This window comes from Piscicoccus intestinalis NBRC 104926, assembly GCF_001515525.1.
Lineage (GTDB): Bacteria > Actinomycetota > Actinomycetes > Actinomycetales > Dermatophilaceae > Kineosphaera > Kineosphaera intestinalis.
In genome coordinates, this window is sequence record NZ_BCNQ01000075.1 from 1 (window position 1) to 22,158 (window position 22,158).

The following is a 22,158-nucleotide window of genomic DNA, read 5'->3' on the forward strand; positions in this document are numbered from 1 at the left end:
CGCCGGTCGCAGGCGGACGGCGCCGACCGGGTCGGCCCGCCCGACGGCCAGGAGCCGGTCGGCGGCGGTGACGGCCTCGATCGTCGCCGCGTTGCGTCGCGGGGCGGAGGTGTCGTAGGAGAGTTCCTCGTCCTCCTCGAGGCAGAACCCGCAGTCGACGACGGTGATCGCGGCGGCGCGCCGGGCGGTCTCGAACACGGCTGCCAGCGATTCCGGCCGGAGCCGGGGCCAGTCGGCGGGCTCACTCAGGCCCGTCAGGAGCCTGAGGCCGCCGGGGAGCGTGACGGTGGCGTCGCACAACGCGGCCGGGTCGAGGGTTCCGGCCTCGGCGAGGCGGGTGGCGGCGAGCAGCCCGGACGTGTCGTCGAGTTGCCGGTGCAGGGCGGCCTGGGCACCGCCGTAGGGGTCGGCGTCGATGAGCAGGGCGGGGCCCCGGGCGGCCCGAGTGCCGCGGGCGCCCCTGGCCGCGCGGGTAGTGCTGGCGGCTCGTGCCGCGGCGGCTGCGGCCAGCGCGGCGGCGAGCACGCTGCGCCCGGGTGCACCGGCCGGGCCCCAGACGGCGAGGACGATGCCGGGTGGCCCGGCTTCGTCCGGGGTGAGGCGGTCGACGCCGATCTGCGCCCAGCCCTCGGGCCGGGCTGATCTGCGCTCGGCCACCGCGCCTCCTGCCGGACGTCTGTTGTCGCGGCGCGCCGCGCGCCGCGGGCCGACAGGTTATGCCGCCCGGGCGCGGCCGTGGGCGGATCGTGAGCCGGGCCACACCGGCTCCGACCGGCTCCGACCGGCTCCGACCGGCTCAGCGCGGCGGCGTCTCGGTCTGCGGGCCGGTGAGGCCGAGTCGTTCGAAGGCGTGGGCGAGGCCGTCGTGTTCGACGTCGTCGGTGACGAGGTCGGCGACGGCCTTGAGGTCGTCGCTGGCGTCGCCCATGGCGACGCCGACCGCGCAGGCCTGCAGCAGCGGCACGTCGACGGTGGCGTCACCGAAGGCGACGGTGTCGGCCCGGTCGGCGCCGAGGTGTTCCAGGAGGGCGTCGACGGCGGAGGCCTTGGTGATGGCCTCGACGGCGATGTCGCCGAAGAGCGCTTCGGCGCCGCGGCCGCCCCAGGTGTTGTGGGTGAAGCCGGGAAAGGCCTCGGCCGCGTCGAGGTGGTCCTGCAGGGAGTTCAGCACGTAGCTGATCTTGTTGACGTCGTCGCGGTAGAGGTCGGCGCCGAAGATCATCTCGGGAAAGACGTCGCGGACCGTGCGGGTGTCGGCGTCGGCGGCGCCCTTGCGTGCCGAGTATCGCTGGATCGTGGGCTGCGCGACGGTCTCGAAGTTCTCGCTGGCGTAGAGGCCGGAGTTGGCCTCGAGGTAGAACTCCAGCCCGCGCTCGTGGGGCCAGTCGACGATGGCGGCGTTCTGCTCGGCGGTGATCCGCTGGTGCAGCACGACCTCGCCGTCGTCTTCGACGTATCCGCCGTTGGCGCCGATGAGTCCGTCGACGCCCATCGCCCAGAGCTCGTCGTAGACCTCGGCGCGGCTGCGTCCGGTGCACAGGTACACCCGATGCCCGTGTCCGCGCGCCTCGCGGACGGCTCGGACCGCGGAGGCGGGCAGGCGGTTGTGGTAGTCGACGAGTGCCGTCGACGTCGATCAGCACGATGCGTGGCATGGCGTTCCGTTCGGTGTCCGGTGGGCTCCAGGGGCTGCGGGAGTGCCTCACGACGCCCGATTCGCGGCGCCGTCGACCGCCGCTCCAGCCTACGAAGAGCGGCTCGTCTGATGGGCGTCGGCGGTCAGCCGGCGCGTGGTCGGTTGCCGATGGGGGTGCCGTCGGCTCTGCTCCATCTGACCTGGCCGTCGATGACGACGCCGATGAATCCGTAGCGGTGGACGACCGTGTGGTGGTGTCGGCAGAGCAAGGCGGTGTTGTGGCGGTCGGTGGGTCCGCCCATCAGCCAGCTCACTAGGTGATGCCCGTCGCACCAGGCGGGTGGCATGGAGCAGCCCGGGAAGGTGCATCCGCCGTCTCGCATGGCCAGCTAGGTGGCCAGTGCCGGTGTGATCAGCCGCTTCCCACGCCCGAGGTCCAGTGGCGCAGGACCCGTACCCAGAACGGCGGGGATGATCTGCGCATCGCACGACAGCACCCGCACCTGGCCGGGGGTCAGGGTGCGGCCGAAGGCGGTGGTGCCGCAGCCGTGGTTGTGGTCGGTGCGGAACCCGGTGCCGCCGGTGCGCTCGCGGTGCTTGCGCACGAGGTCGGCGAACACGCCGGGCAGGGCCTCGGATTCGAGTCCGGCCACGAGGTCGGCGAGCTTGATGGTCACGACGACTTTGGCTTTGGCGCCGGTGCCGGGGGTGTTCTTGTCCGTGACCGCCGCGTGGGCGGCCAGGGCGACGAGCGCGTCGGCGCGGCGCTCGCCCGCGGTGCGCAGGTCGGGCTCGGGCTGGCCCGCGGCGGCCGCGTCGATGCCCTCGCCGCCGCCGTCAGCGCCGACAGTGCTGGCAGTGCTGGCAGTGCCGTTCACGCCGCTAAAGCCGTTAGCGCCGGCCGAGCCGTGAACGCCGGTCGCGCCGTGAACGCCGTCAGCGCCAATGACGCCGGTGTCGGCAGCGGAGGAACCGACGCCCACTCCCCCGGCGCTCACGCCGCCGGCACCCTGGGCATGGTTCGCCGCACTGACGGTCGCGTCGCCGGCAGGCTTGGCCGGCCGCGGCGCGCTGAGCGCATTGATCGCGGCGATGACCACGGCCGCGGAGGCCGGGTCGAGCCGCACCCGGCCTTCGTACATCCCGGTGCGCGGGTTGAGCGTCAACTCGGTGAAGTCACGCCGCTCGTAGCGGCGCTCGCGCTCCTGGTACTCGCCTTCGGTGCCGTACTGCCCGATCAGCTGCTCTTCCATCGCAGCGAGTTCACGCCGGGTCACCCCGTGCGCGGCCAACCCGATCATGGCGTCCATCACCCCGTCCCAGGACTTCACCGCGATCGAACCCTGCAACCGCCGATAAGTCGCCGCGAGCAGCTCGGCCGCCTCGACCGTCACCCGCCCCTCGAGGACCGCCTCGCGCAGCGGCTCCGCGTCCTGCCGATCACAGATCCGCGCCAGCGCGCCCAGCGCCCGCGCCCGGCTGGGCGACACCGGCACCCCGGCCTCGACGTGCGACTGACTTACCCACGCCGGCACCCGCGGATGATCCGATTCCGCGATGACCCCGCGGTCCTCGGCTTCAAGCACGACCGCAGCCTGCGCCGCACACGCCGCCGCCACGGCACCGGCCGCCGCAGCAGCCAGCTCGGGCAACTCATCAGACCCCACCCGAGCCAACAAACCCGGCAACCCCGACAGGGCCGCGCGAGCCGCCCGCACTTGCTCCAGCAGCGCCTCCCCCACGGGCTGGGCCACCCCGCTTCCCGACAGGTCGACGTCACCGGCCGGTGCCGCAGCACCGTCGGAGACGTCGACGTCAGGGGTTAAGTTCATGCACATAGGATATCGAACACATGTTTGTTCAACCAGCTGTCCTAATTCTGAATCAGGGTGAGCGACAATGGTGTTCGGGCATCTCCTAGCGGCTCTTGAGTTCGCCTGTAGCAGAACGGAGTTCGACACATGATCAGCGTGTGATCTATACCACTCTTAGGCCCGGGATCGCAGAGCCTGCGTGAATCGCGCCCGCCAACCAGGCTCCACGCAGCGTCACGAACGGCAGGAGCGCGGCGGGGCGGTCGAGCACTGATCCCATCGCACAGACGGCCACTCAGGCCAAGTTAGGCGTCGCCCGACCCCGCCGGCCTGAACCCGTCATCCACAGGCAGAGTCGGGCGTCTCGGCAGATGGAGCGCGCGCTCCCATAGAATCGAAGACGCTCGCGATGAGCACCGGCATTCGAAACCGCACACGAGTCACGGCAATGAAGGACATGTGATGACCCAGCGATTCCTCCAGTTGCCGGACGTGTGCGAGGTCCTCAACATCTCCAGTTCGCAGGCGTACGCCCTGGTCCGCTCGGGCGACCTGCCCGCGATCCGCATCGGCGGGCGTGGCCAGTGGCGGGTGGAGGCCAGCGAGCTCGAGGCGTTCATCCAGCGCAAATACTCCGAGACCCGCGACTTCGTCACCTCTCACCCCTACGCCGGGACGGCCGCCGAGCACGACCACGAGTGACGCACCGGCGGGCCACTGCCACACGTGCGCGTCGCGCGTCGCGGCCCGCGACGGCGCCGAAACAATTGCCGCGGCTGTCACCAGACCACACCGGATGCCTCGACGCGGACCCCGCCCGACGTCACTGAAAGCAATGACGCGGCTGTCACCAGACCACACCGAGCCTGGACGCGGACGCCGTCCGACGGCGTCGATGCCGGCGCGTCACCCGAGCACACCGAAGACCTCGACGAGCGGACACCGGCCGGGAATCGCCATATCGACGATCCCGATGAAGCACCCTCCGGCACCCAGCGATAAAGCAGCAGGTCACGAGCCTGCCACGCCACCGAGTCACTCGACGCGATAGCCGATGTGGCGAAACGATCGCCAGCATGGCCATCCCAGACCCTCCGACGTGGGAACCAGGCAGCCCCTGTCACGAGTGAGGGCGGATTCACGGGGCTGCCCGGCGAGCCCGCTTGGGGCGACGTGCCCGCCGCAGCGTCAGGCCGGGCCCACGGCGGTGATGCACACGACGGCGGCGAACGGAATCGTCGGGCGGCCGGTCACATTCGCCCGGCGCGGGGGCACCTCACGCGAATGGGCGGCGAGCTCGAACGAATCCGCGCCGACGACGTCGATGGTGCCGGTGAACTGCCGGCCGAGCACATCCTCCACCTCGACGACCGTGCGGTCGCGGGCCAGGCGCCGCAGCGGGTGACCCAGCCCCAGCCGCGCCGCGACGATCGACTCCGCACCCGGCTCCCACCCAAGACCGTCGATCTGCACCATGGCCGCCACCGGCACGACCACCGAGCCGCGGGGGTCGCCGGCGATCGTCACCCAGTCGGCCCCGGCGTCGGCGATCTCCCCGTCGAGCAGGCGACCCTGCCGCAGCACGACCCGCACCCGTCCGCCCTCCTGCGCCCGCAGCCGCGGCGGGAGCCGAAGCCGCGCCCGCTCGGCGCGCTGCAGCTCGGCGGCCTCCGCGGCGCGCCGATCCGCCTCCTCCTGATCGATGCGGGCCTGGATCTCCTCGATGAGCCGTTCCCAGCGCATGCCCCCTCCTCGGCCCCCACGCTAGCCGCGCGGCCAGCCCCACCGACTCGGCGCACAATCGGCAACCCTCTCAGTTATCCACAGTTGACGGCATCACCCGACATCAAACTGCATCAAATAACTATGCTCGGGGGCACGCAGGCAGCACCTCGAAGCCATGGAGGGCACGACGATGAGGGCCGTTCGATGACGACGCAACCGCTCCCGGGATGGCCGGCCGAGACGGGCGAGCAAGGCACGCAACCGAACTCCGCCCCCGCCCCCGGCCGGCCGTCCAACCCGCTGAGGTCGGTGCGGGTGCGGCCCGTGCCGGATCGTGACCCCGCGCCCGTCCACGGGCCGACTGAGCGCGGCGACCCGGATCACCACCAGCCGATGCTCCTGCTCGTGCCGACCGGCGCCCGTGCGTCCGGTGCGGCCGACTCTGCCGTGTCCACCGCGGAGACCGAACACCGCGGTGGACACGCGCCCGCAGGGACGGCTGAGGCCGCTCGCGTGCCCGGCTCGCGCGGTCGATGGGCGCCGGGAGGGCCGGCCCACCTGCGGGTGGTTTCGCGCCGCGACGACTTCGGCCCGCGGCCCACCTCAACCGTCGACCTGCCCGAACCGCACGGCTGGGCCGGTCAGATGGCGCTGACGACGCATCAGGTGGTCAGCGGCCTGCGACCGCCGAGCCAGCTGGCCCGGTTCGTCGCTCCGCCGGTCTACGAGTCGATGGTGCGTCGCCGGGCGACCACCGATCGCCGGCACCTGGCCCCGGTGCGGCCCACCCGCGTGCGTGCCGTGGTCACCAGCGAACCGCGAGACGGCGTCGTCGACGCCAGCGTCGTGCTCTTCGACGGGCACCGTGCGCAGGCGGTCGCCATGCGGATGACCGGCGTCGACGGCCGCTGGCTCGTCACCGAACTCCAGATCGTCGAGTGAGCCGTGCCCCGATCAGCCCTTCTTCTTGCCCTTGCCGCGGGCCGCCGCCCGCCGGTCGCGCCGGGACATGCCCACCGGCTCCGGGGTGCGTTCCGCGTCACCGGCGGCCGCGCCGTTCGCGGCCCGCGACCCGTTCGACCCGCCCGACCTGTCCGGCCCGGCCGACCCCGCCGAACCTCCCGCGCCACCCGAGCCCGACTCCCGGGAGTCGGAGTCGTCGCGCTCCTGCACCTCGCCACCCTCACGGGGGGAGCTGTAATGCAGCTGGCCGGGGCGGTTCTCGCTCAGGCCGGCCGCCTCCAGGCCCAGGTCGGGCTCCGCCGCCTGATCGTCCTTCTCGTTCTCCGGAGGCAGCTGGCTCTCGTCGATCTGCACGTCGACGTTGAACAGGTAGGAGACCGACTCCTCCTTGATGCCGGCCATCATCGCCTGGAACATCGCGTAGCCCTCGCGGCTGTACTCGACGACCGGGTCGCGCTGAGCCATCGCGCGCAGACCGATGCCCTCCTGGAGGTAATCCATCTCGTACAGGTGCTCGCGCCACTTGCGGTCGAGCACCGACAGCACGACCCGCCGCTCGACCTCGCGCATGACGCGGCGACCGAGCCGGGCCTCTCGGGCATCGAGGGCGTGCTGGGCGTCGGAGACCAACTCCTCGGTGAGCATCTCCGCGTTGACGCCCTGCCGGCCGCCGGCGGCCTCGTCGAGTTCGGTCAGCGTGATCGAGAGCGGGTAGAGCTCCCGCAGCGCCGACCACAGCGCGTCGAGGTCCCAGTCCTCGGCGAAGCCCACCGCGGTCGCCGAGCGCACGTACGAGGTGACGACGTCGGTGATGAAGTGGCGCACCTGCTCGTGCAGGTCCTCGCCCTCGAGCACGCGGCGCCGCTGTTCGTAGATCACCTTGCGCTGGGTGTTCATGACGTCGTCGTACTTGAGCACGTTCTTGCGGATCTCGAAGTTGCGCCCCTCGACCTGGGTCTGGGCGCTCTGGATCGAGCGCGACACGAGCTTGGACTCGATCGGCACCGAGTCCTCGAGCTTGGCGGACGCCATGAACCGGTCGACGAGACCGGCGTTGAACATCCGCATGAGGTCGTCCTGCAACGACAGGTAGAACCGGCTCTCACCGGGGTCGCCCTGACGGCCCGAGCGGCCGCGCAGCTGGTTGTCGATGCGCCGCGACTCGTGCCGCTCGGTGCCCAGCACGTACAGGCCGCCCAGTTCGGTCACCTCGTCGTGCTCGGTCGCGACGTCCTGCTCGGCGTGCTCAAGAGCCGCGTCCCACGCCGCCTCGTACTCGGTCGGGGTCTCCTCCGGCGACAGGCCCTGGTTGCGCAGCGAGGTGACGGCCCGGAACTCCGGGTTGCCGCCGAGCATGATGTCGGTTCCGCGGCCCGCCATGTTCGTCGCGACGGTGACGGCGCCCTTGCGGCCCGCCTCCGCGACGATCGAGGCCTCGCGCTCGTGCTGCTTGGCGTTGAGCACGTTGTGTCGCACGTGGTGCTCGCGCAGCTGCGTGGACAGGTACTCGCTCTTCTCCACGCTCGTGGTGCCGACGAGCACCGGCTGGCCCCGCCGGTGGCGCTCGACGATGTCCTCGACGACGGCGTCGAACTTGGCCTTCTCGGTGCGGTAGACGAGGTCGGGCTGGTCGGCGCGGATCATCGGCATGTTCGTGCGGATCTGCACGACACCGACCTTGTAGATCTGGTGCAGCTCGGCCGCCTCCGTCTGAGCCGTTCCGGTCATGCCGGAGAGCTTGTCGTAGAGGCGGAAGTAGTTCTGCAGCGTGATCGTCGCCAGCGTCTGGTTCTCGTTCTGGATCTGCACGCCCTCTTTGGCCTCGATGGCCTGGTGCATGCCGTCGTTGTAGCGCCGCCCCGGCAGCATGCGTCCGGTGTGCTCGTCGACGATGAGCACCTCGCCCTTCATGACGACGTAGTCCTTGTCGCGTTTGAAGAGTTCCTTGGCCTTGATCGCGTTGTTGAGATAGCCGATGAGGGGGGTGTTCGCCGCCTCGTAGAGGTTCTCGATGCCGAGGAAGTCCTCGATCTTCTCGATTCCGGGCTCCAGCAGACCGACCGTCTTCTTCTTCTCGTCGACCTCGTAGTCGCCGTGGGGCGGGATGCCTCGCATGCGGTCGCCGCCGTCGCCTCGGTCGAGAAACTGCACCATGCGCGCGAACTGCACGTACCACTTGGTCGCCTGGTCGGCCGGGCCGGAGATGATCAGCGGCGTGCGGGCCTCGTCGATGAGGATCGAGTCGACCTCGTCGACGATCGCGAAGCTGTGCCCGCGCTGCACGAGTTCGTGCGGTTGCCAGGCCATGTTGTCGCGCAGGTAGTCGAACCCGAACTCGTTGTTCGTGCCGTACGTGATGTCCTTGGCGTACTCCGCCCGGCGCTGGGTGGGGTTCATCGTGTTGAGGATGCAGCCCGTCTCCAGGCCCAGGAGGCGGTGCACGCGGCCCATCAGCTCGGACTGGTACTGCGCCAGGTAGTCGTTGACGGTGATGATGTGCACACCCTTGCCGCTCAGCGCGTTGAGGTAGCTCGGCAGGGTCGCGACGAGGGTCTTGCCCTCACCGGTCTTCATCTCGGCGACGTTGCCCTGATGCAGCGCGGCACCACCCATGATCTGCACGTCGAAGTGACGCTTGCCGATGGTGCGTTTGCTCGCCTCACGGACCGCCGCGAACGCCTCGGGCAACAGCCGATCGAGGGATTCGCCGTCTTTGACCCGCTCCTTGAACACATCGGTCTCGGCGCGCAACTCGGCGTCGGTGAGCTTCTCGAAATCCTCTTCGATCGCGTTGACCTGGTTCGAGATGCCCTCGAGTCGTTTGACGACACGACCCTCACCTGCTCGCAGGATGCGATCGACGATCTTCGGCACGGGCGGACTCCTGGCTACTGCGACTGGGTGGCGGGCGTGGGCTGATGCGGACCGGACAACTCATCCAGGCTAAACGGTGCCGGCCCGTCGATCGTTCGCGACGCCCCCGAGCACACCACCGGGCAGGCCGCAAACCGGACCGGAAAAACCGGGATGGAGCGACCTAAGTCCCGATATGGTGTGCGTCACTTCCGTAACCTCATGCCCAGCCTGCCACCCGCGACGTTGGTGTCGCGCCCCACGACTGGAGGTCGACGTGTCGCTGTCCGAGCAGCAGCTGGAAGAGCTGCACAGCCGAAGGCAGACCATCCGGGCCGGAGGCGGTGAGGAGAAGCTCGCTCGTCGCCGCGACAAGGGGCTGCTGACCGCGCGCGAACGACTGGGCCGGCTGTTCCAGCCCGGCAGCTTTCAGGAGACCGGGATGCACTCCAAGCATCGGTCCACCGAACTCGGCGACAAGTCCATGCCCGCCGACGGCGTCGTCACCGGCACCGGCTATGTCGACGGGCGTCTCGTCGCCGGCTTCGCCCAGGACTTCACCGTGGCGGCCGGCACCCTCGGCAAGGTGCATGCCCACAAGATCGTCGAACTCATGAAGTTCGCGATGCACACGGGGGTGCCGCTGGTGGCCTTCCAGGATTCCGGCGGCGCGCGCATCCAGGAGGGCGTCGACGCGCTCTCGGGCTACGGCGACGTGTTCTACAACAACGTGCTCATGTCCGGCGTGGCCCCGCAGATCGCCGTGATCTGCGGGCCGTGCGCCGGCGGCGCCGCCTACTCCCCCGCGCTCATGGATTTCATCATCATGACCCGGCACAACGCGCACATGTTCATCACCGGACCGGCCGTCATCAAGTCGGTCACCGGACGCGAGACCACGATGGACGACGTCGGGTCCGCGGCCATGCACGCCGCGGTGAGCGGCAACGTGCACTTCGTGGCCGAGAACGAGGAACAGGCGCTCGGCATCGTCCACGAGCTGTTGTCGTACCTGCCCTCGAACAACACCGAGGACCCGCCGCACCACCTCGACGCCGACCTGCACCTCGGCCGCGACTACCAGATGAACGACCTCGTTCCCGACGACCCGAGCACCCCGATGGACGTGCGCTCGGTCATCTCCCGCCTCGTCGACGACGGGCGTCTCCTGGAGATCCAGGCCCAGTTCGCTCGAAACCTCATCATCGGGTTCGCGCGCATCGAAGGCATGGTCGTCGGCATCATCGCCAACCAGCCGATGCATCTGGCCGGCTCCCTGGACATCGACGCCGCCGACAAGGGCGCCCGCTTCGTGCGGTTCTGCAACGCCTTCAACATCCCGCTCGTCACCCTCGTCGACGTTCCCGGCTTCCTGCCGGGCATCGAGCAGGAGCGCGGCGGCATCATCCGCCACGGCGCCAAGATGCTGTTCGCGTATGCCTCCTCCACGGTGCCCAAGGTGACCGTCATCCTGCGGAAAGCGTACGGCGGCTCTTATCTGGCGATGTGCAGCCAAGAGATGGGCGCCGACGCCGTCTACTCCTGGCCCAACGCCGAGATCGCGGTGATGGGCGCCGACGGCGCGGTCGACCTGCTCTACCGCAAGCAGATCCAGGAGTCGGACGACCCGGCGGCCACCCGGGCCGAGCTGCTCAACGTGTATCGCACCGAGGTCACCTCCGCGTATCTGTCGGCCGAGCGCGGGTACATCACCGACGTCATCGAGCCCAGCGAGACCCGGGCCGCGCTGTCGCTGACGCTGCGTAAGCACCTCACCAAACGAGAACTACGCCCCGCCAAGAAGCACGGGAACATCCCGCTGTGAGGAGACCGCCGTGGACGTGTTGATCCAGACCTTCACGGTCGCCTTCATCGCGATGATCGTCTCGCTCGTGGTGGCCGTCGTCATCAAGGTCATCGACGCCCTGCTCGGGCGCGAGCGACCCGCCGCCGCCACACCGGCTCCGGCCGCGGAGGTACCCGCGGCCGCACCGGGCGAGGGCTTCCTGCCCGCCCACCACGTGGCCGCCATTGCGGCGGCCGTGTCGGCGGTCTTCGACGAACCCCAGATCGTGCACATCGAACCGGCACATCAGGGATCGGGGTGGACGTCCGAAGCCCGGGCCGCCCACCGAGGTTCGCACAACGCCGGGCCATCGGCTCGCTAGAACGAGAAGGAGACGACGATGCTCAGGCGACTGCGCGTGACGATCGAGGGACGTGCCTACGACGTCACGGTCGAAGACCTCACCAGTTCGGACAACTCGCTGTACCCGGCTCCGGGCACCATGGCCGCCGGCTCCTCGCCCGCGATGGCAGCCTCCCCCACGACCGAGCCGGGGCCGTCGTCGACGCCCCCGCCCGCTTCGGCCGTCGCGGTTCCGCCCGCCACCGGCGGACCGGCCGGCGGTCCCGGTGCCGTCGTCAGCTCGATGAGCGGGGTCGTCGTGGAAGTGCTCGTCAAGGTCGGTGAGTCCGTCGCCGCCGGCGACACCGTGGCGATCATCGAGGCCATGAAGATGAAGACGCCGCTCGTCGTCAACGAGGGCGGCACCGTCTCCTCGATCGAGCTGTCCGTCGGCGACACCGTGCTGGCCGGCCAGACCGTGCTGACGCTCGGCTGAGCCGCCATGATCGCGCTCGCGCCGCTGGCCGACGGCCGCTCCACCGGCCTGGGTGAGCTGTTCCAGGGACTGGGCACCCTGTTCATGCAGGAACCGCAAGTGGCGATCGGCCGCGTGGTGCTGATCTTCCTGGGATTCCTGCTCGTCTACCTCGGCAACAAGGAAGTCCTCGAGCCGCTGCTGATGATCCCGATGGGGCTGGGGATGTCGGCCGTCAACGCCGGCGTGCTCGTGCTCGACGGGGGCCGCACCGGCACACTGTTCATCGACCCGCTCGTCAGTTCCACCGAAGACGTCGTCACGACCCTGCAGCTGGACTGGTTGCAGCCCATCTACACGCTGATGTTCAGCAACGGTCTCATCGCGTGCCTGGTGTTCATGGGCATCGGGGTGCTGCTCGACGTCGGCTACGTCATGGAACGCCCGTTCCAGAGCATGATCATCGCGCTGTTCGCCGAGGCCGGCACGTTCGTCGTGTACCCGCTGGCACTCGCGCTCGGCATGACCGCCCCGCAGGCCGCGTCGGTCGCCACGATCGGCGGCGCCGACGGCCCGATGGTGTTGTTCACCTCGCTCGTGCTGGCGCCGGAGCTGTTCGTGCCGATCACCGTCGTCGGCTACCTCTACCTCGGCCTGACGTACGGCGGGTACCCCTACCTCATCCGGGCGCTCATCCCGGCCCGGCTGCGCGGGCTGCCGATGGAGCCCACGGGCCACAAGCCGATCACCTCCGGGCAGAAGCTGACGTTCGCGGTCATCGCCAGCACGCTGTTGTGCGTGCTGTTCCCCGTGGCGGCGCCGCTGTTCCTGTCGCTATTCCTCGGGGTCGCGGTGCGGGAGGCGGGCATCACGCAGTTCCAGGACCTGCTGAGCAACGTCTTCCTCTACGGCGCGACGTTCTTCCTCGGCCTGACCCTGGGGGTGCTGTGCGAGGCGAGCACCCTGCTCAACCCGCAGGTGCTCATTCTGCTGCTGCTCGGCATGCTCGCCCTGCTGGTCTCCGGCATCGGCGGCATCATCGGCGGTTACGTCATGTACTTCGCCACCGGAGGCAAGATCAACCCGATCATCGGTATCGCCGGCGTCAGCTGCGTGCCGACGACCGCCAAGGTGGCCCAGAAGATCGCGACGCACGACAACCCGCAAGCGATCATCATGCCCGCCGCCCTCGGCGTGAACATCAGCGGCGTCATCACCTCGGCGATCATCGCCGGAACCTTCGTCGCGCTGCTGCGCTGAGCACGCCGCCCCTCGCCCTGCCCCTGACCGCCGGGCGCGTCCGTAGAACGCCCGCGAACGACCGTGAACGACCCCGAACGACCGTGAGAACTGCGTGTCGTGGTGAGAACTGCGGCACGGACTGCAGTTCTGACCACGACACGCAGTTCTCAGGGACGTGGGGTCAGACGTGGGGTCAGACGTGGCGTCAGACCTGGGGTCAGACCTGGGGTCAGACGTGGGTCGGACGTGGGGTCGGCGGTGGGTCAGCGGGCGAGGAGGTCTTGGTAGTCGGGGTGCTTGTCGATCCAGCCGGCGTAGAACGAGCACGTCGGGCGAACGGTGCGGCCCGCCGCGCGGACCTCGTCGAGCGAGTGGCGGGCCAGGGCGGAGGCGACGCCGCGCCCGCCGAACTCCGGCTCCGTCACCGTGTGCGAGAAGGTCACGACCGAGCCGTCGTCGTCGTACTCCGCGTAGCCCGCAAGGGACCCGTCCAGATGGGCCTCGTAGCGCGAGAGCTGCTCGTTCTTGGTCACGTCAACATCCGTCATGTCCTCAGGCTGACACACCCGGGCGGCCGATAGCCTTCGACGCTGTGACCACCATGCTGTTGGACTGCGACACCGGCATCGACGACGCCCTGGCGATCATCACCGCCGGGCGGGCACCGGGGGTCGACCTCGTCGGCATCGGCTGCACGTGGGGAAACATCGACGTCGACCAGGCCGTGCGCAACAGCCACCACCTGCTGACGCTCCTCGGCCGCACCGACATCCCCGTGGCCCGGGGCGCGGCCGGCCCGCTCGACGGCAGCCCGCCGGTCTACTCCCCGCACGTGCACGGCCGCGACGGCGCGGGCAACGTCGGCGCCGTCGACCACGTGCCGCAGGTCTCGCCGGAGAGCGCCGCCGAGCAGTTGCTGCGGCTCTCCCGCGAGCACGAGGGCATCCTGCACATCGTCGCCGTCGGCCCGCTGACGAATCTCGCGCTGGCGCTGGAGACCGACCCCGACCTCGCCGGGCGCGTCGCGCACGTGACGATCATGGGCGGCGCGGCGCTGTCTCCGGGCAATGTCACGGCGGCTGCGGAGGCCAACATTTTTCACGACCCGGAGGCGGCCGCCATCGTCTTCGCCGCCCCGTGGCCGATGACGATGGTCGGTCTCGACGTGACCATGCGCTCGCTCATCACCGAGAAGCACCGGGCCCGCCTCGCCGCGGGCGGGTCCGTCGCCCGGCATTGCGCGGCGATCCTCGACCACTACTTCGACTTCTACACCGGTGTCACCGGCCGCCGCTGCGCCGGCAACCACGACGCGCTCGCGGTGGCCGTGGCCGCGGGGCTCGTTCAGGCCACTCTGTCTCCGGTCGTGCACGTCGAGGTCGACACCAGCGACGGGCCGTCCCGCGGCAGCACCGTCGCCGACCTGCGCGGCATGTGGGCCGATCACCCGCCGGTGGCCGGCGCGCGGCACCGGGTCGTGCTGCAGACCTCTCCCGGCTTCGAGGACACGATGATCGCCCTCATCCTCACCGCCGACGGCTGACGCGCTCAGTCGCGTTCGGCGCGGCCGCGGGCGAGCCCCTCGTCGGCGGAGCCCGCCTGGCGGCGATCCCATTCGGCGAGCACCTCGGGCGGGGTGGGCCGAGTCAGCAGGCTGACCGCGACGAAGACGATCGCCCCGAGCCCGAGCCCGGCGTAGATCGGCTCGTTGGCGTAGATGTCGCCGAAGGCGGCCATCGTGCCTAGCGTGGCGACGGTGCCGACGACGATCGCGGCCAACGCCCCCTGGCCGGTGGCTCGGCGCCACAGCAGCCCGCCGAGGATCGGCACCAGCAGCCCGCCGACGAGCACGTCGTAGGCGATCGTCAGCGCCGCGACGACGTCCTGGATGAGCAGCGCGATGCCGACCACGACGATCCCGAGCCCGATGACGTACCAACGGTTGGCGCGCACCTCGTCGGTCTCTTCGCCGGCGCCCGCCGCGCCGGCCGAGGACTGCCCGAGACGGGCGCGACCGCGCAGCCGCTCGACGATGTCCTGCCGGGCGACGGTGGCGGTAGCGATCAGCGACCCGCTGGCGGTCGACATGATCGCGGCGAGCGCGGCGGCCAGCACGATGCCGACGACGCCGGGTGGGAGCACGGCCTGGGTGACGGTGACGTACGCGTCGTCCGGCACCTCCAGCCCGGGCCCGATGACCGCCGCGCTGGCGCCGATGAGCGCGCCGGCCAGGCCGTAGGCGAGGCAGTACAGCCCGCAGGCGATGCCGCCGTACCGGGCCACCCGCGGCGAGCGCGCGGTGAACACGCGCTGCCAGATGTCCTGGCCGATGAGCAGCCCGAAGAAGTAGATGACGAAGTACGTGACGATCGTGCCCACGCCGATCGTCGTCAGGTCGAAGGCGGCGTCGTCGAGCCGCTCGCGGATGCCGGTGAAGCCGCCCGCGTGCGTCAGCGACACCGGCAGCAGGATGAAGAAGATCCCGATCGTCGTGATGACGAACTGCACGATGTCGGTGAGCGTCACCGACCACATCCCGCCGAGGGCGGAGTAGGCGAGCACGATGAGGCCGCCGAGCGCGATGGCCGGCACGCGGTCGAGGCCCAGGAGCACCCGGAAGATCGTGCCGTAGGCGATCGTCGACGTCGCCGACAGCATGAGCGTGTAGGCCCACATGACGATCCCGGAGACGAGCCCGGCGTGCGGCCCGTACCGCAGGTCGAGGGCCTGGGCGACGGTGAACACGCGCAGCCGCTGGATGAGTGGGGCGAACGCGGCCGACAGCAACAGGATGCCGCAGCCGATGGCCACGACGAGCCACATGCCGGAGACGCCGTACTCGTACCCGAGCCCGACGCCGCCGATCGTCGACGCGCCGCCCAGCACGAGGGCCGACAGCGTGCCATGTACATGAACGGCCCGAGCCGGCGGCCCGCCACGAGGTAGTCGGTCTCGTCGCTGACCCGGCGCTTGCCGAGGTAGCCGATGAGCACCATGCCGACCAGATACGCGACGATGACGAGAATATCCATGTCGCTCAGTCCTTTCCGGAGACGGGTCGGCGGGCGGCGGGCGTGCCCGGTTCGGCGTCGAGGGCGAGCACCGACAGCAGCTCGTAGGCGACGTGCGCGGCGGCGATCCCGGTGATCTCCGCGTGGTCGTACGCGGGCGCCACCTCGACGATGTCGGCACCGACGATGTCGAGGCCGCCGAAGCCCCGCAGGGTCTGCAGCAGTTCGCGGCTCGTCAGCCCGCCCGCCTCCGGGGTGCCGGTGCCCGGGGCGTGAGCCGGGTCGAGGACGTCGATGTCGACCGACACGTAGACGGGTCCGTCGCCGACGCGCTCGCGCACGCGCTCGACGATGCCGCGCACCGACTCGTCCTGGTAGTCGTCGCTGCGCACGATGCGGAACCCGAGCTGCACGTCGTCGTCGATATCGCCGCTGCTGTACAACGGCCCGCGGATGCCGACGTGCATGCACCGCTCCTGGTCGAGCAGGCCCTCCTCGGAGGCCCGCCGGAAGGGCGTGCCGTGCGTGTAGGGGGCTCCGAAGTAGGTGTCCCACGTGTCGAGGTGCGCGTCGAAGTGCACGACGGCCACCGGCCCGTGCGCGCGGTGCGCGGCCCGCAGCAGCGGTAACGCGATCGTGTGGTCGCCGCCGATCGTGAGCAGCGTCGTGTCGGCGTCGGCGAATTCGTAGGCGGCGCGGGTGATCCCGTCGATCGCCTCGGTGAGGTCGAAGGGGTTGACGGCGATGTCGCCGGCGTCCGCGACCTGCTGGGCCCCGAACGGATGCGTGTGCAGCGCCGGGTGGTACGGGCGCAGCAGCTTGCTGCTCGCGCGCACGTGCCCGGGCCCGAACCGGGCGCCCGGGCGATACGAGACCCCGGAGTCGAACGGCACCCCGACGATCGCGACGTCGACGGCGTCCAGTCCCCCGGCCTGCTCGAGCGTCGGCAGGCGGGCGAACGTCGCCGGTCCCGCGAACCGCGGGACCGTCGTCGCGTCGGGCGGGCCGATCGGCTCGTCGGGCCCGCGCTGGGTGTTCGGGCGGTCGCTGGGTGTGGACACCGGGTGCCCCTTTCGCTCCGGCGCGGCGTGCCCCGCGCGCCGAACACCCTAGTCACGGTGCGTGTCGACCGCGTGTCGTCGAGCCCGCGGGTCAGCCGCGCCGAACCGTCTCCAGGCCGAGGAAGCTTGCCAGCGACTCGAGTTCGGCCGCGAGCTCGGCGCGGTCGGCACCGCCTCCGCGGCCCGGCTCCCAGTGCACGGCCGGCACGCGCAGCACGCCCGTCGCCCGGTTTGCGCGCGCGTCGACGCGCCCGACGAGCGCGTCGCCGAGCAGGAACGGCAACACGTAGTAGCCGTGCACCCGGCGCGCCGCGGGCACGTAGATCTCCAGGCGGTAGTCGAACCCGAACAGGGCGCGGGTGCGGTCGCGCTGCCAGATCAGGGAGTCGAAGGGGCTGAGCAGCGCGCGGGCCCGCACCCGCCGCGGGCTCGCGGCCTGCGGGTGCAGGTAGACCGGGCGGTGCCAGCCCTCGATGCGGGTCGGCACGAGGTCTCCGGCGGCGAGCAGCTCGGGCAGCGCCGCTTGCGTCTGCGCCGGGCTCAGCCGGAAGTAGTCGCGCAGGCACTGTTCGCTGCCGACGCCCAGGGCGCGGGCGGCGATCCGCAGCAGACCGAGCACGCCCTCGGGCTCCGCGACGGCACCCGGCGCGTATGGGCCGCGCGCCGCGACGCCGGGCGGCAGCACGGCCTCCGGGAGGGCGTAACGCCGCTCGAACGCGCGAGTGCGCCCGGCGGAGGTCACCTCGCCGGCCCAGAACAGGTGCTCGAGGGCCGCCTTGACCAGCGACCAGTTCCAGCCCCAACCGTCCCGCCGCCGCGGGGCATCGTGGGCGAGCACCTGTTCGACGGCCCGCGCGGTCAGGGGGCCGTGCGCCGCGACGGCCAGGCGCACGCGATCGACGAGGCCGGGCTCCTCCCGGGCGACCCGGCGCATGCTGCCCCACGCCTCGTCGCGGGCGGCGCGCATGCGAAACCCGAGCAGCGGCCAGGTGGCGGCGGGCACGAGCGAGGCCTCGTGCGCCCAGTACTCGACGAGGTGGCGGCGGTCGCGGCGCGGACCGTCCCGCAGGGCGTCGAGGCGGGCCGGGTCGTACGGCCCGAGCCGCGAGTAGAACGGCAGGTACTGCGAGCGGGTGACCGCGTTGACGCTATCGATCTGCACGACGCCGAGACGATCCGCCACGGCCCGCAGCTGCGCGCCACCGACCTGCCCACGCGGCCGAAACCGCGCGCCGAAACCCTGCGCGGACAACGCGATTCGGCGCGCCTGCGCCCGGCTCAGGACGGGCTCGGTCACGTTTGGGCCGGTGCGACGCGGATCGACGGTGCCGGGCTCATCGATCCATCATGCCCGCGACGCGATCGCCCGGCGCGGCAGGCTCGCTCGACGCACGGCCGCCCGCAGCCGGTGCTGCGGGCGGCCACGGGTGGCGTCGGCGCTCAGCCTGCGGGGGCCGCGGGCGCCGCGTCGGGCTTCGCGTCCGGGGCCTCTGCGGGCGGTGTGGCGTCGGTCGCGGGGACGACGTCGAGGTGGATGACCCCGTAGTCCCAGCCCCGGCGACGGTAGACGACGCTGGGCCGATCGGTCTCCGCGTCGTGGTACAGGAAGAAGTCGTGACCCACGAGTTCCATGCTGTACAGCGCCTGGTCGAGGGTCATCGGAGGCGAGGAGTGCGTCTTCTCGCGCACCTGCACCGGCGAGTCGCCGCTGGACCCGAGCCGTTCGTCGACGCGCTCCGCCGGGTCGACATCCTCGGGCTCGGGCTCGGCCTCGGAGACGGTGGGCTCGGGAGCCGGCACGCTCAGGTCCGCGACGGGAAGGTCGGCTGTCGCCTGGGAGACCCCGGCGCCGCGGCGTCGGGACACCTTGCGCCGGTCGCTCGCGCGGCGTAGTCGCTCGGCGAGCTTGGCGAGGGCCAGGTCGAGGGCGGTGTACTTGTCCTCGGCGTACGCCTCGGCCCGGATCACGGGTCCCTTGGCCAGGCACGTGATCTCCACGCGCTCGCTGCCCTTGGGTGCGCCGCGCGAGGTCTCTTCACTCACGACGACTTCGATGCGTTGGGTGCGGGGGGCGTATTGCTCGACCTTGGTGAGCTTTTCGGCGCTCAGACGACGGAACCGTTCGGAAACCTGGACATGACGCCCGGTGACGGTCAACTCCACGAGATCCTCCTTGCGGGGTAGGTGGGCGGCCGCGGCCCGACAGGCGGCCCGCGGGGATGTGCTGCGGCGCATCACCCCCTCTCGTGCACGAGAACGACGAGGCGACCGAACGCCCCTGTCACACAAGAAAACCCAGCGCCATCCGCCACGACCGGGCCGCGTGGTGCCGCGGTTGCGACGCCTGGCCTGGTCACCCGGCGGTGACACTGGGGACTCATGAACCCACGGTAAACGACGCGGGGCCCGATCGACACTCGTTCACCCCCCCATCCTGGCCATGCGCACACCCATCGCTGCTCGCCCCGGGCCGGCTGCGCGCAGCCGACGGCTCATCACGCGGCGCTGGTGAGTCACGCGACTTGGGCGTGTCACGCGGCCTCGGTGTTCCCGCGCCCTCGGCGCGGGCCGGGGATCCGACGAGGCGTGGCCGCGACGACCGCGCAGGCGATCGGGCGGGCGCCGGCCGCCCGCAGCGCACGGACCGCCTCCGCGAGCGACGACCCCGTGGTGACCACGTCGTCGACGAGCAGGCACGGCAGCCCCGGCGGCACGGCCCGACCCGTACGTACGGGCCGAACCGTGAAGGAGCCCGCGAGGTTGGCAGCCCGGGCGGCGGCGTCGAGCCCCGCCTGGTCGCGAACGCGGCGGGTCACCCGCAGCAGCGGCGCGGCCATCAGACCCACGTGCGCCGGGTCGGGGCCGAGCGTCTCGAGGGCCGCCCGTACGAGGTCGCGCAGGGGTTCGTCGCCGCGCCGACGCCGCGAGGCCGCCGAGGACGGCACGGGCACGACCGCGGCCACGCCCCCGGCGGATCGGGCCGCCGCGACGATCGAGTCGGCGAACATCGGCGCCAGGGCGCTCCGGGCGTCGCGCCGGTCACCGTCCTTGTAGGCGACGATGAGCCGGCGCAGCGGGCCGTCGTAAGGCCCGGCGGCCCACACGGCGGGCAACCCCGGCGTCGACACCGCCACGACCCGCGGGCCGCGCCCGTCGGGCCAGGTGAGGGTGCCGCGGCAGGCGCCACACAGGCTCCGGGAACCGGCACCGGCGCGGTCACTGTGCCGAGCCGTCCCCTCGCGCCTGCCTGCGGGTCCTCCGGAGCCGTCGGACTCGCCGAGCCCGATGGGGCGCCCACAGCTGGCGCAGACCCCCGGCAGGACGAGGTCGAGCACCCCTTCCAGCGCCGCGGCCAGCCAGGCCCCGGCGCCCCATCGGGGCGGTCCGTCACGCATTCCGTCAGGATCACGCTGCGGGCGGCTGCGCGCAGCGCCGCCCGGCGATCTGTGGACGACGGCTCCGTCGGGCGCGCCCGTCGACCCCGGCCGGTCAGTACCCCGGAACGACGATCTCGCTCGCCGGGCCGAGCTGCTGCCAGCCGCCGCCGACCCGCCCGTAGGCGTGACCGTCTCCGGAGATGACGACAACCCCGCGCTCGCCCCCCACGGAGACGATTCGGCGCGGGTCGGGCACCGGGGCGAGCGCGGTGGTCTCGCCGCCGACGGCGACGAGCATCGGCACGATCGTGGCCTGCGGCTGACGCCGGCCGAGCACCCCGACGACCGTGTTGGTCACCCACGTCGCCCCGGTGACATCGCTGACATCGCCGCCGATCGGCCACGGCTCGGTGAGCCCGACGGGGCGGCCGGAGTCGTCCCGCAACACCCCGGCGACCATGCTGACCAGCCCGGACTGTCGGCGCGACACGATGAGCACCCGTTGCCCGTCCGGAGCCGGTCGCACGACGAGCAGACTGTCCCGCTCCGCCCGGTCCAGCCACGGCGCCTGGAGTTCGCGCGGTTGGGCGAACACGCCCGCGGGTGCGTCCACGACCCAGATCCGGCTCGCGCCCTCCGCGGTGGCCCCCGCGACCCAGGTGCGACCGTCCCGGTCGTAGGACGGTGCAGTCAGTCCCGCGCCGAGCGTCGCGGCGTAGCTGCGGCCGTCACGCCACCGGCTCAGCTGCGTGCGGTCGGTGGAGACCGCGGCCAGGTCCGCCCGGTCCGGGGTGGACGCCACGTCGACCCAGGCGGCGTCGATGCTGGGCAGCCCGTCGCTCTGGCCGCCCTGACCGAGGTCGGTGCGCCGCCCGACGTCCCGGGCGTCGACGATCGCCAGGCCCTGGGCGGTGCGCCACAGCACCTGGTCGGCCTCCGGACGGGCGGGCGTGAACCCCAGTTCGTCGACGCCGGTGGGCACGCTCGTCGACGAGCCGTCGACGAGCACGTCGAGGTTGCGGCCCGAAACCTGCAGCGCCACCGTCTGCACGCCGGGGGCCTGCCGCATCGTCGTCAACGCCTGGGCCCAGGCGGCCCGGCGCTGCTCGGCGCTCACATCGAGAACCTCCGGCGTCAGGTCGACCTCGGCCCGGCCGTACTCCACCGGCACCGACCCCACCGACAGCCGGGTGTCGCTCGGGAAGCCCGATCGCACGGCTCCCGCCAGGTACGCGGGCGGAGCCTCCAGCTGGGCGCGAGCCAGGGACGTCGTCAGTCCCGCGCCGACCGAGAACCAGCGCCGGTCGACCACGATGCGACGCAGCCGCTGATCGGCGTAGGCGACCGAGAACGGTCGGTACGCGCGCTCGAAGTAGAACCGGCTCAGCCACAGCCCGAAATCCGGCGGGATCGAGGAGATGCGCCACTCCCCCGACGCCAACGACAGCCCCAGCGTCGAGCTGCGCTCGGAGCCGAGCGGAAGGCTGCGGTAGCGACCGCCGGCATCCAGCGCCGCGTCCTGGGGAGTGCGCAGGGAGACCGAGCCGTTGCCACCCCCGACGATCTGCAGTGAGGCGTTCTCCGGGTAGACCGTCACCGAGGCTCGCGGATTCCACGACCGCGACGCCGTCGGCGTGAGATACGCGCGGGCCGCGCGGAAATCGTCCTCCGTCGACCAGCTCGCCGCGAGAAAGCCCCGCACGATCTGTTCCGGCGACGCGCCGCGCGGCGGGGCCTCGAACTGGAAACGCACCGGCGGCATCGCCGGTGAGCCGATGTCCAGGCCCTGTTGCACCGGGCCGCTCATCGGCAGGCCGCACGCCCCCAGAGTCAGCGCACCCGCCGCCCCGACCGCAGCGACCGCGGCGCGCCA

General features: G+C 71.5%; 19 protein-coding genes and 1 pseudogene. 7 read left to right on the forward strand and 13 right to left on the reverse strand.

Annotation, left to right across the window (positions count from 1 at the left end; all coding sequences use genetic code 11):
* The 4 genes and pseudogenes from PINTE_RS12640 to PINTE_RS12650 all read right to left on the reverse strand — a co-directional run.
* Nucleotides 1–657 (reverse strand): CpaE/TadZ family protein (locus tag PINTE_RS12640; protein WP_505803599.1); only part of this gene is annotated, 657 nt, incomplete at its 3' end.
* Nucleotides 658–796: 139 nt separating this feature from the next.
* Nucleotides 797–1,609, reverse strand: a pseudogene (locus PINTE_RS12645) (Cof-type HAD-IIB family hydrolase); the annotation flags it as partial.
* Between the two features lie 170 nt (nt 1,610–1,779).
* Nucleotides 1,780–1,938 carry a hypothetical protein gene (locus tag PINTE_RS22750; RefSeq protein WP_157087226.1) on the reverse strand — a complete coding sequence of 53 codons (159 nt, stop codon included), beginning with the start codon at nt 1,936–1,938 and terminating at the stop codon, nt 1,780–1,782.
* An 87-nt stretch (nt 1,939–2,025) separates the two neighbouring features.
* Complete coding sequence (locus PINTE_RS12650) at nt 2,026–3,390, reverse strand: DUF222 domain-containing protein (protein WP_169798525.1); 1,365 nt, start codon at nt 3,388–3,390, stop codon at nt 2,026–2,028.
* A gap of 522 nt (nt 3,391–3,912) precedes the next feature.
* On the opposite strand from PINTE_RS12650, the gene PINTE_RS12660 reads away from it, so the two are divergent.
* Entirely contained in the window at nt 3,913–4,152 is a 240-nt protein-coding gene (locus tag PINTE_RS12660) for a helix-turn-helix transcriptional regulator (protein WP_068431084.1), read from the forward strand.
* A 486-nt stretch (nt 4,153–4,638) separates the two neighbouring features.
* On the opposite strand, the gene PINTE_RS12665 is transcribed toward PINTE_RS12660, so the two are convergent.
* The gene (locus PINTE_RS12665; protein WP_068431087.1) at nt 4,639–5,193 is read right to left on the reverse strand and encodes a hypothetical protein; all 555 of its coding nucleotides are present in this window, start codon (nt 5,191–5,193) and stop codon (nt 4,639–4,641) included.
* A gap of 546 nt (nt 5,194–5,739) precedes the next feature.
* Between PINTE_RS12665 and PINTE_RS22755 the strand changes: the two genes are divergently transcribed.
* On the forward strand, nt 5,740–6,117 hold the full coding sequence (locus PINTE_RS22755; protein WP_157087228.1) for an Rv3235 family protein: 378 nt from the start codon (nt 5,740–5,742) through the stop codon (nt 6,115–6,117).
* Nucleotides 6,118–6,129: 12 nt separating this feature from the next.
* Here PINTE_RS22755 and secA read toward each other — a convergent pair whose 3' ends face one another.
* Nucleotides 6,130–9,012, reverse strand: coding sequence for a preprotein translocase subunit SecA (secA, locus tag PINTE_RS12675; RefSeq protein WP_174524015.1), 2,883 nt, complete (start codon nt 9,010–9,012; stop codon nt 6,130–6,132).
* Between the two features lie 256 nt (nt 9,013–9,268).
* On the opposite strand from secA, the gene PINTE_RS12680 reads away from it, so the two are divergent.
* Genes PINTE_RS12680 through PINTE_RS12695 form a run of 4 tightly spaced genes read left to right on the forward strand, consistent with a single transcriptional unit; the run spans nt 9,269 to nt 12,854 of the window.
* Nucleotides 9,269–10,816 carry an acyl-CoA carboxylase subunit beta gene (locus tag PINTE_RS12680; RefSeq protein ID WP_068431092.1) on the forward strand — a complete coding sequence of 516 codons (1,548 nt, stop codon included), beginning with the start codon at nt 9,269–9,271 and terminating at the stop codon, nt 10,814–10,816.
* Nucleotides 10,817–10,826: 10 nt separating this feature from the next.
* Complete coding sequence (locus PINTE_RS12685) at nt 10,827–11,159, forward strand: hypothetical protein (RefSeq protein WP_068431094.1); 333 nt, start codon at nt 10,827–10,829, stop codon at nt 11,157–11,159.
* A gap of 18 nt (nt 11,160–11,177) precedes the next feature.
* Complete coding sequence (locus PINTE_RS24770; protein ID WP_068431098.1) at nt 11,178–11,615, forward strand: acyl-CoA carboxylase biotin carboxyl carrier protein subunit; 438 nt, start codon at nt 11,178–11,180, stop codon at nt 11,613–11,615.
* A 6-nt stretch (nt 11,616–11,621) separates the two neighbouring features.
* A complete protein-coding gene (locus tag PINTE_RS12695; protein ID WP_068431101.1) occupies nt 11,622–12,854 on the forward strand; it encodes a sodium ion-translocating decarboxylase subunit beta in 1,233 nt (410 codons plus the stop codon).
* 245 nt (nt 12,855–13,099) lie between these two features.
* Here PINTE_RS12695 and PINTE_RS12700 read toward each other — a convergent pair whose 3' ends face one another.
* The gene (locus tag PINTE_RS12700; RefSeq protein WP_068431103.1) at nt 13,100–13,384 is read right to left on the reverse strand and encodes a GNAT family N-acetyltransferase; all 285 of its coding nucleotides are present in this window, start codon (nt 13,382–13,384) and stop codon (nt 13,100–13,102) included.
* Between the two features lie 53 nt (nt 13,385–13,437).
* Here PINTE_RS12700 and PINTE_RS12705 point away from each other — a divergent pair, with 53 nt between their 5' ends.
* Nucleotides 13,438–14,379: a nucleoside hydrolase gene (locus tag PINTE_RS12705; protein WP_068431124.1), complete on the forward strand. Its 942-nt coding sequence runs from the start codon at nt 13,438–13,440 to the stop codon at nt 14,377–14,379.
* A 5-nt stretch (nt 14,380–14,384) separates the two neighbouring features.
* Here PINTE_RS12705 and PINTE_RS12710 read toward each other — a convergent pair whose 3' ends face one another.
* The 6 genes from PINTE_RS12710 to PINTE_RS12735 all read right to left on the reverse strand — a co-directional run.
* Nucleotides 14,385–15,722 (reverse strand): sodium:solute symporter family protein, encoded by a 1,338-nt coding sequence (locus tag PINTE_RS12710; protein WP_306304857.1) that lies wholly within the window; start codon nt 15,720–15,722, stop codon nt 14,385–14,387.
* 151 nt (nt 15,723–15,873) lie between these two features.
* Nucleotides 15,874–16,908 (reverse strand): agmatinase, encoded by a 1,035-nt coding sequence (speB, locus tag PINTE_RS12715; RefSeq protein ID WP_068431108.1) that lies wholly within the window; start codon nt 16,906–16,908, stop codon nt 15,874–15,876.
* 91 nt (nt 16,909–16,999) lie between these two features.
* A complete protein-coding gene (locus PINTE_RS12720) occupies nt 17,000–18,205 on the reverse strand; it encodes a winged helix-turn-helix domain-containing protein (RefSeq protein ID WP_068431111.1) in 1,206 nt (401 codons plus the stop codon).
* Nucleotides 18,206–18,348: 143 nt separating this feature from the next.
* On the reverse strand, nt 18,349–19,071 hold the full coding sequence (gene hpf / locus PINTE_RS12725) for a ribosome hibernation-promoting factor, HPF/YfiA family (protein ID WP_068431115.1): 723 nt from the start codon (nt 19,069–19,071) through the stop codon (nt 18,349–18,351).
* 368 nt (nt 19,072–19,439) lie between these two features.
* Complete coding sequence (locus tag PINTE_RS12730; RefSeq protein WP_084343553.1) at nt 19,440–20,303, reverse strand: ComF family protein; 864 nt, start codon at nt 20,301–20,303, stop codon at nt 19,440–19,442.
* Between the two features lie 94 nt (nt 20,304–20,397).
* Nucleotides 20,398–22,158, reverse strand: a 1,761-nt coding sequence (locus PINTE_RS12735) for an LpqB family beta-propeller domain-containing protein (protein WP_217996587.1), incomplete at its 5' end; no start/stop codon positions are given.

Bases quoted from the DNA above. Each gene is read 5' to 3' on its own strand.
- PINTE_RS22750 (WP_157087226.1), bottom strand. From the start codon at position 1,938: ATGGGCGGACCCACCGACCGCCACAACACCGCCTTGCTCTGCCGACAC.
- PINTE_RS12660 (WP_068431084.1), top strand. From the start codon at position 3,913: ATGACCCAGCGATTCCTCCAGTTGCCGGACGTGTGCGAGGTCCTCAAC.
- PINTE_RS12665 (WP_068431087.1), bottom strand. From the start codon at position 5,193: ATGCGCTGGGAACGGCTCATCGAGGAGATCCAGGCCCGCATCGATCAG.
- PINTE_RS24770 (WP_068431098.1), top strand. From the start codon at position 11,178: ATGCTCAGGCGACTGCGCGTGACGATCGAGGGACGTGCCTACGACGTC.
- PINTE_RS12695 (WP_068431101.1), top strand. From the start codon at position 11,622: ATGATCGCGCTCGCGCCGCTGGCCGACGGCCGCTCCACCGGCCTGGGT.
- PINTE_RS12700 (WP_068431103.1), bottom strand. From the start codon at position 13,384: ATGACGGATGTTGACGTGACCAAGAACGAGCAGCTCTCGCGCTACGAG.
- PINTE_RS12705 (WP_068431124.1), top strand. From the start codon at position 13,438: ATGCTGTTGGACTGCGACACCGGCATCGACGACGCCCTGGCGATCATC.
- PINTE_RS12730 (WP_084343553.1), bottom strand. From the start codon at position 20,303: ATGCGTGACGGACCGCCCCGATGGGGCGCCGGGGCCTGGCTGGCCGCG.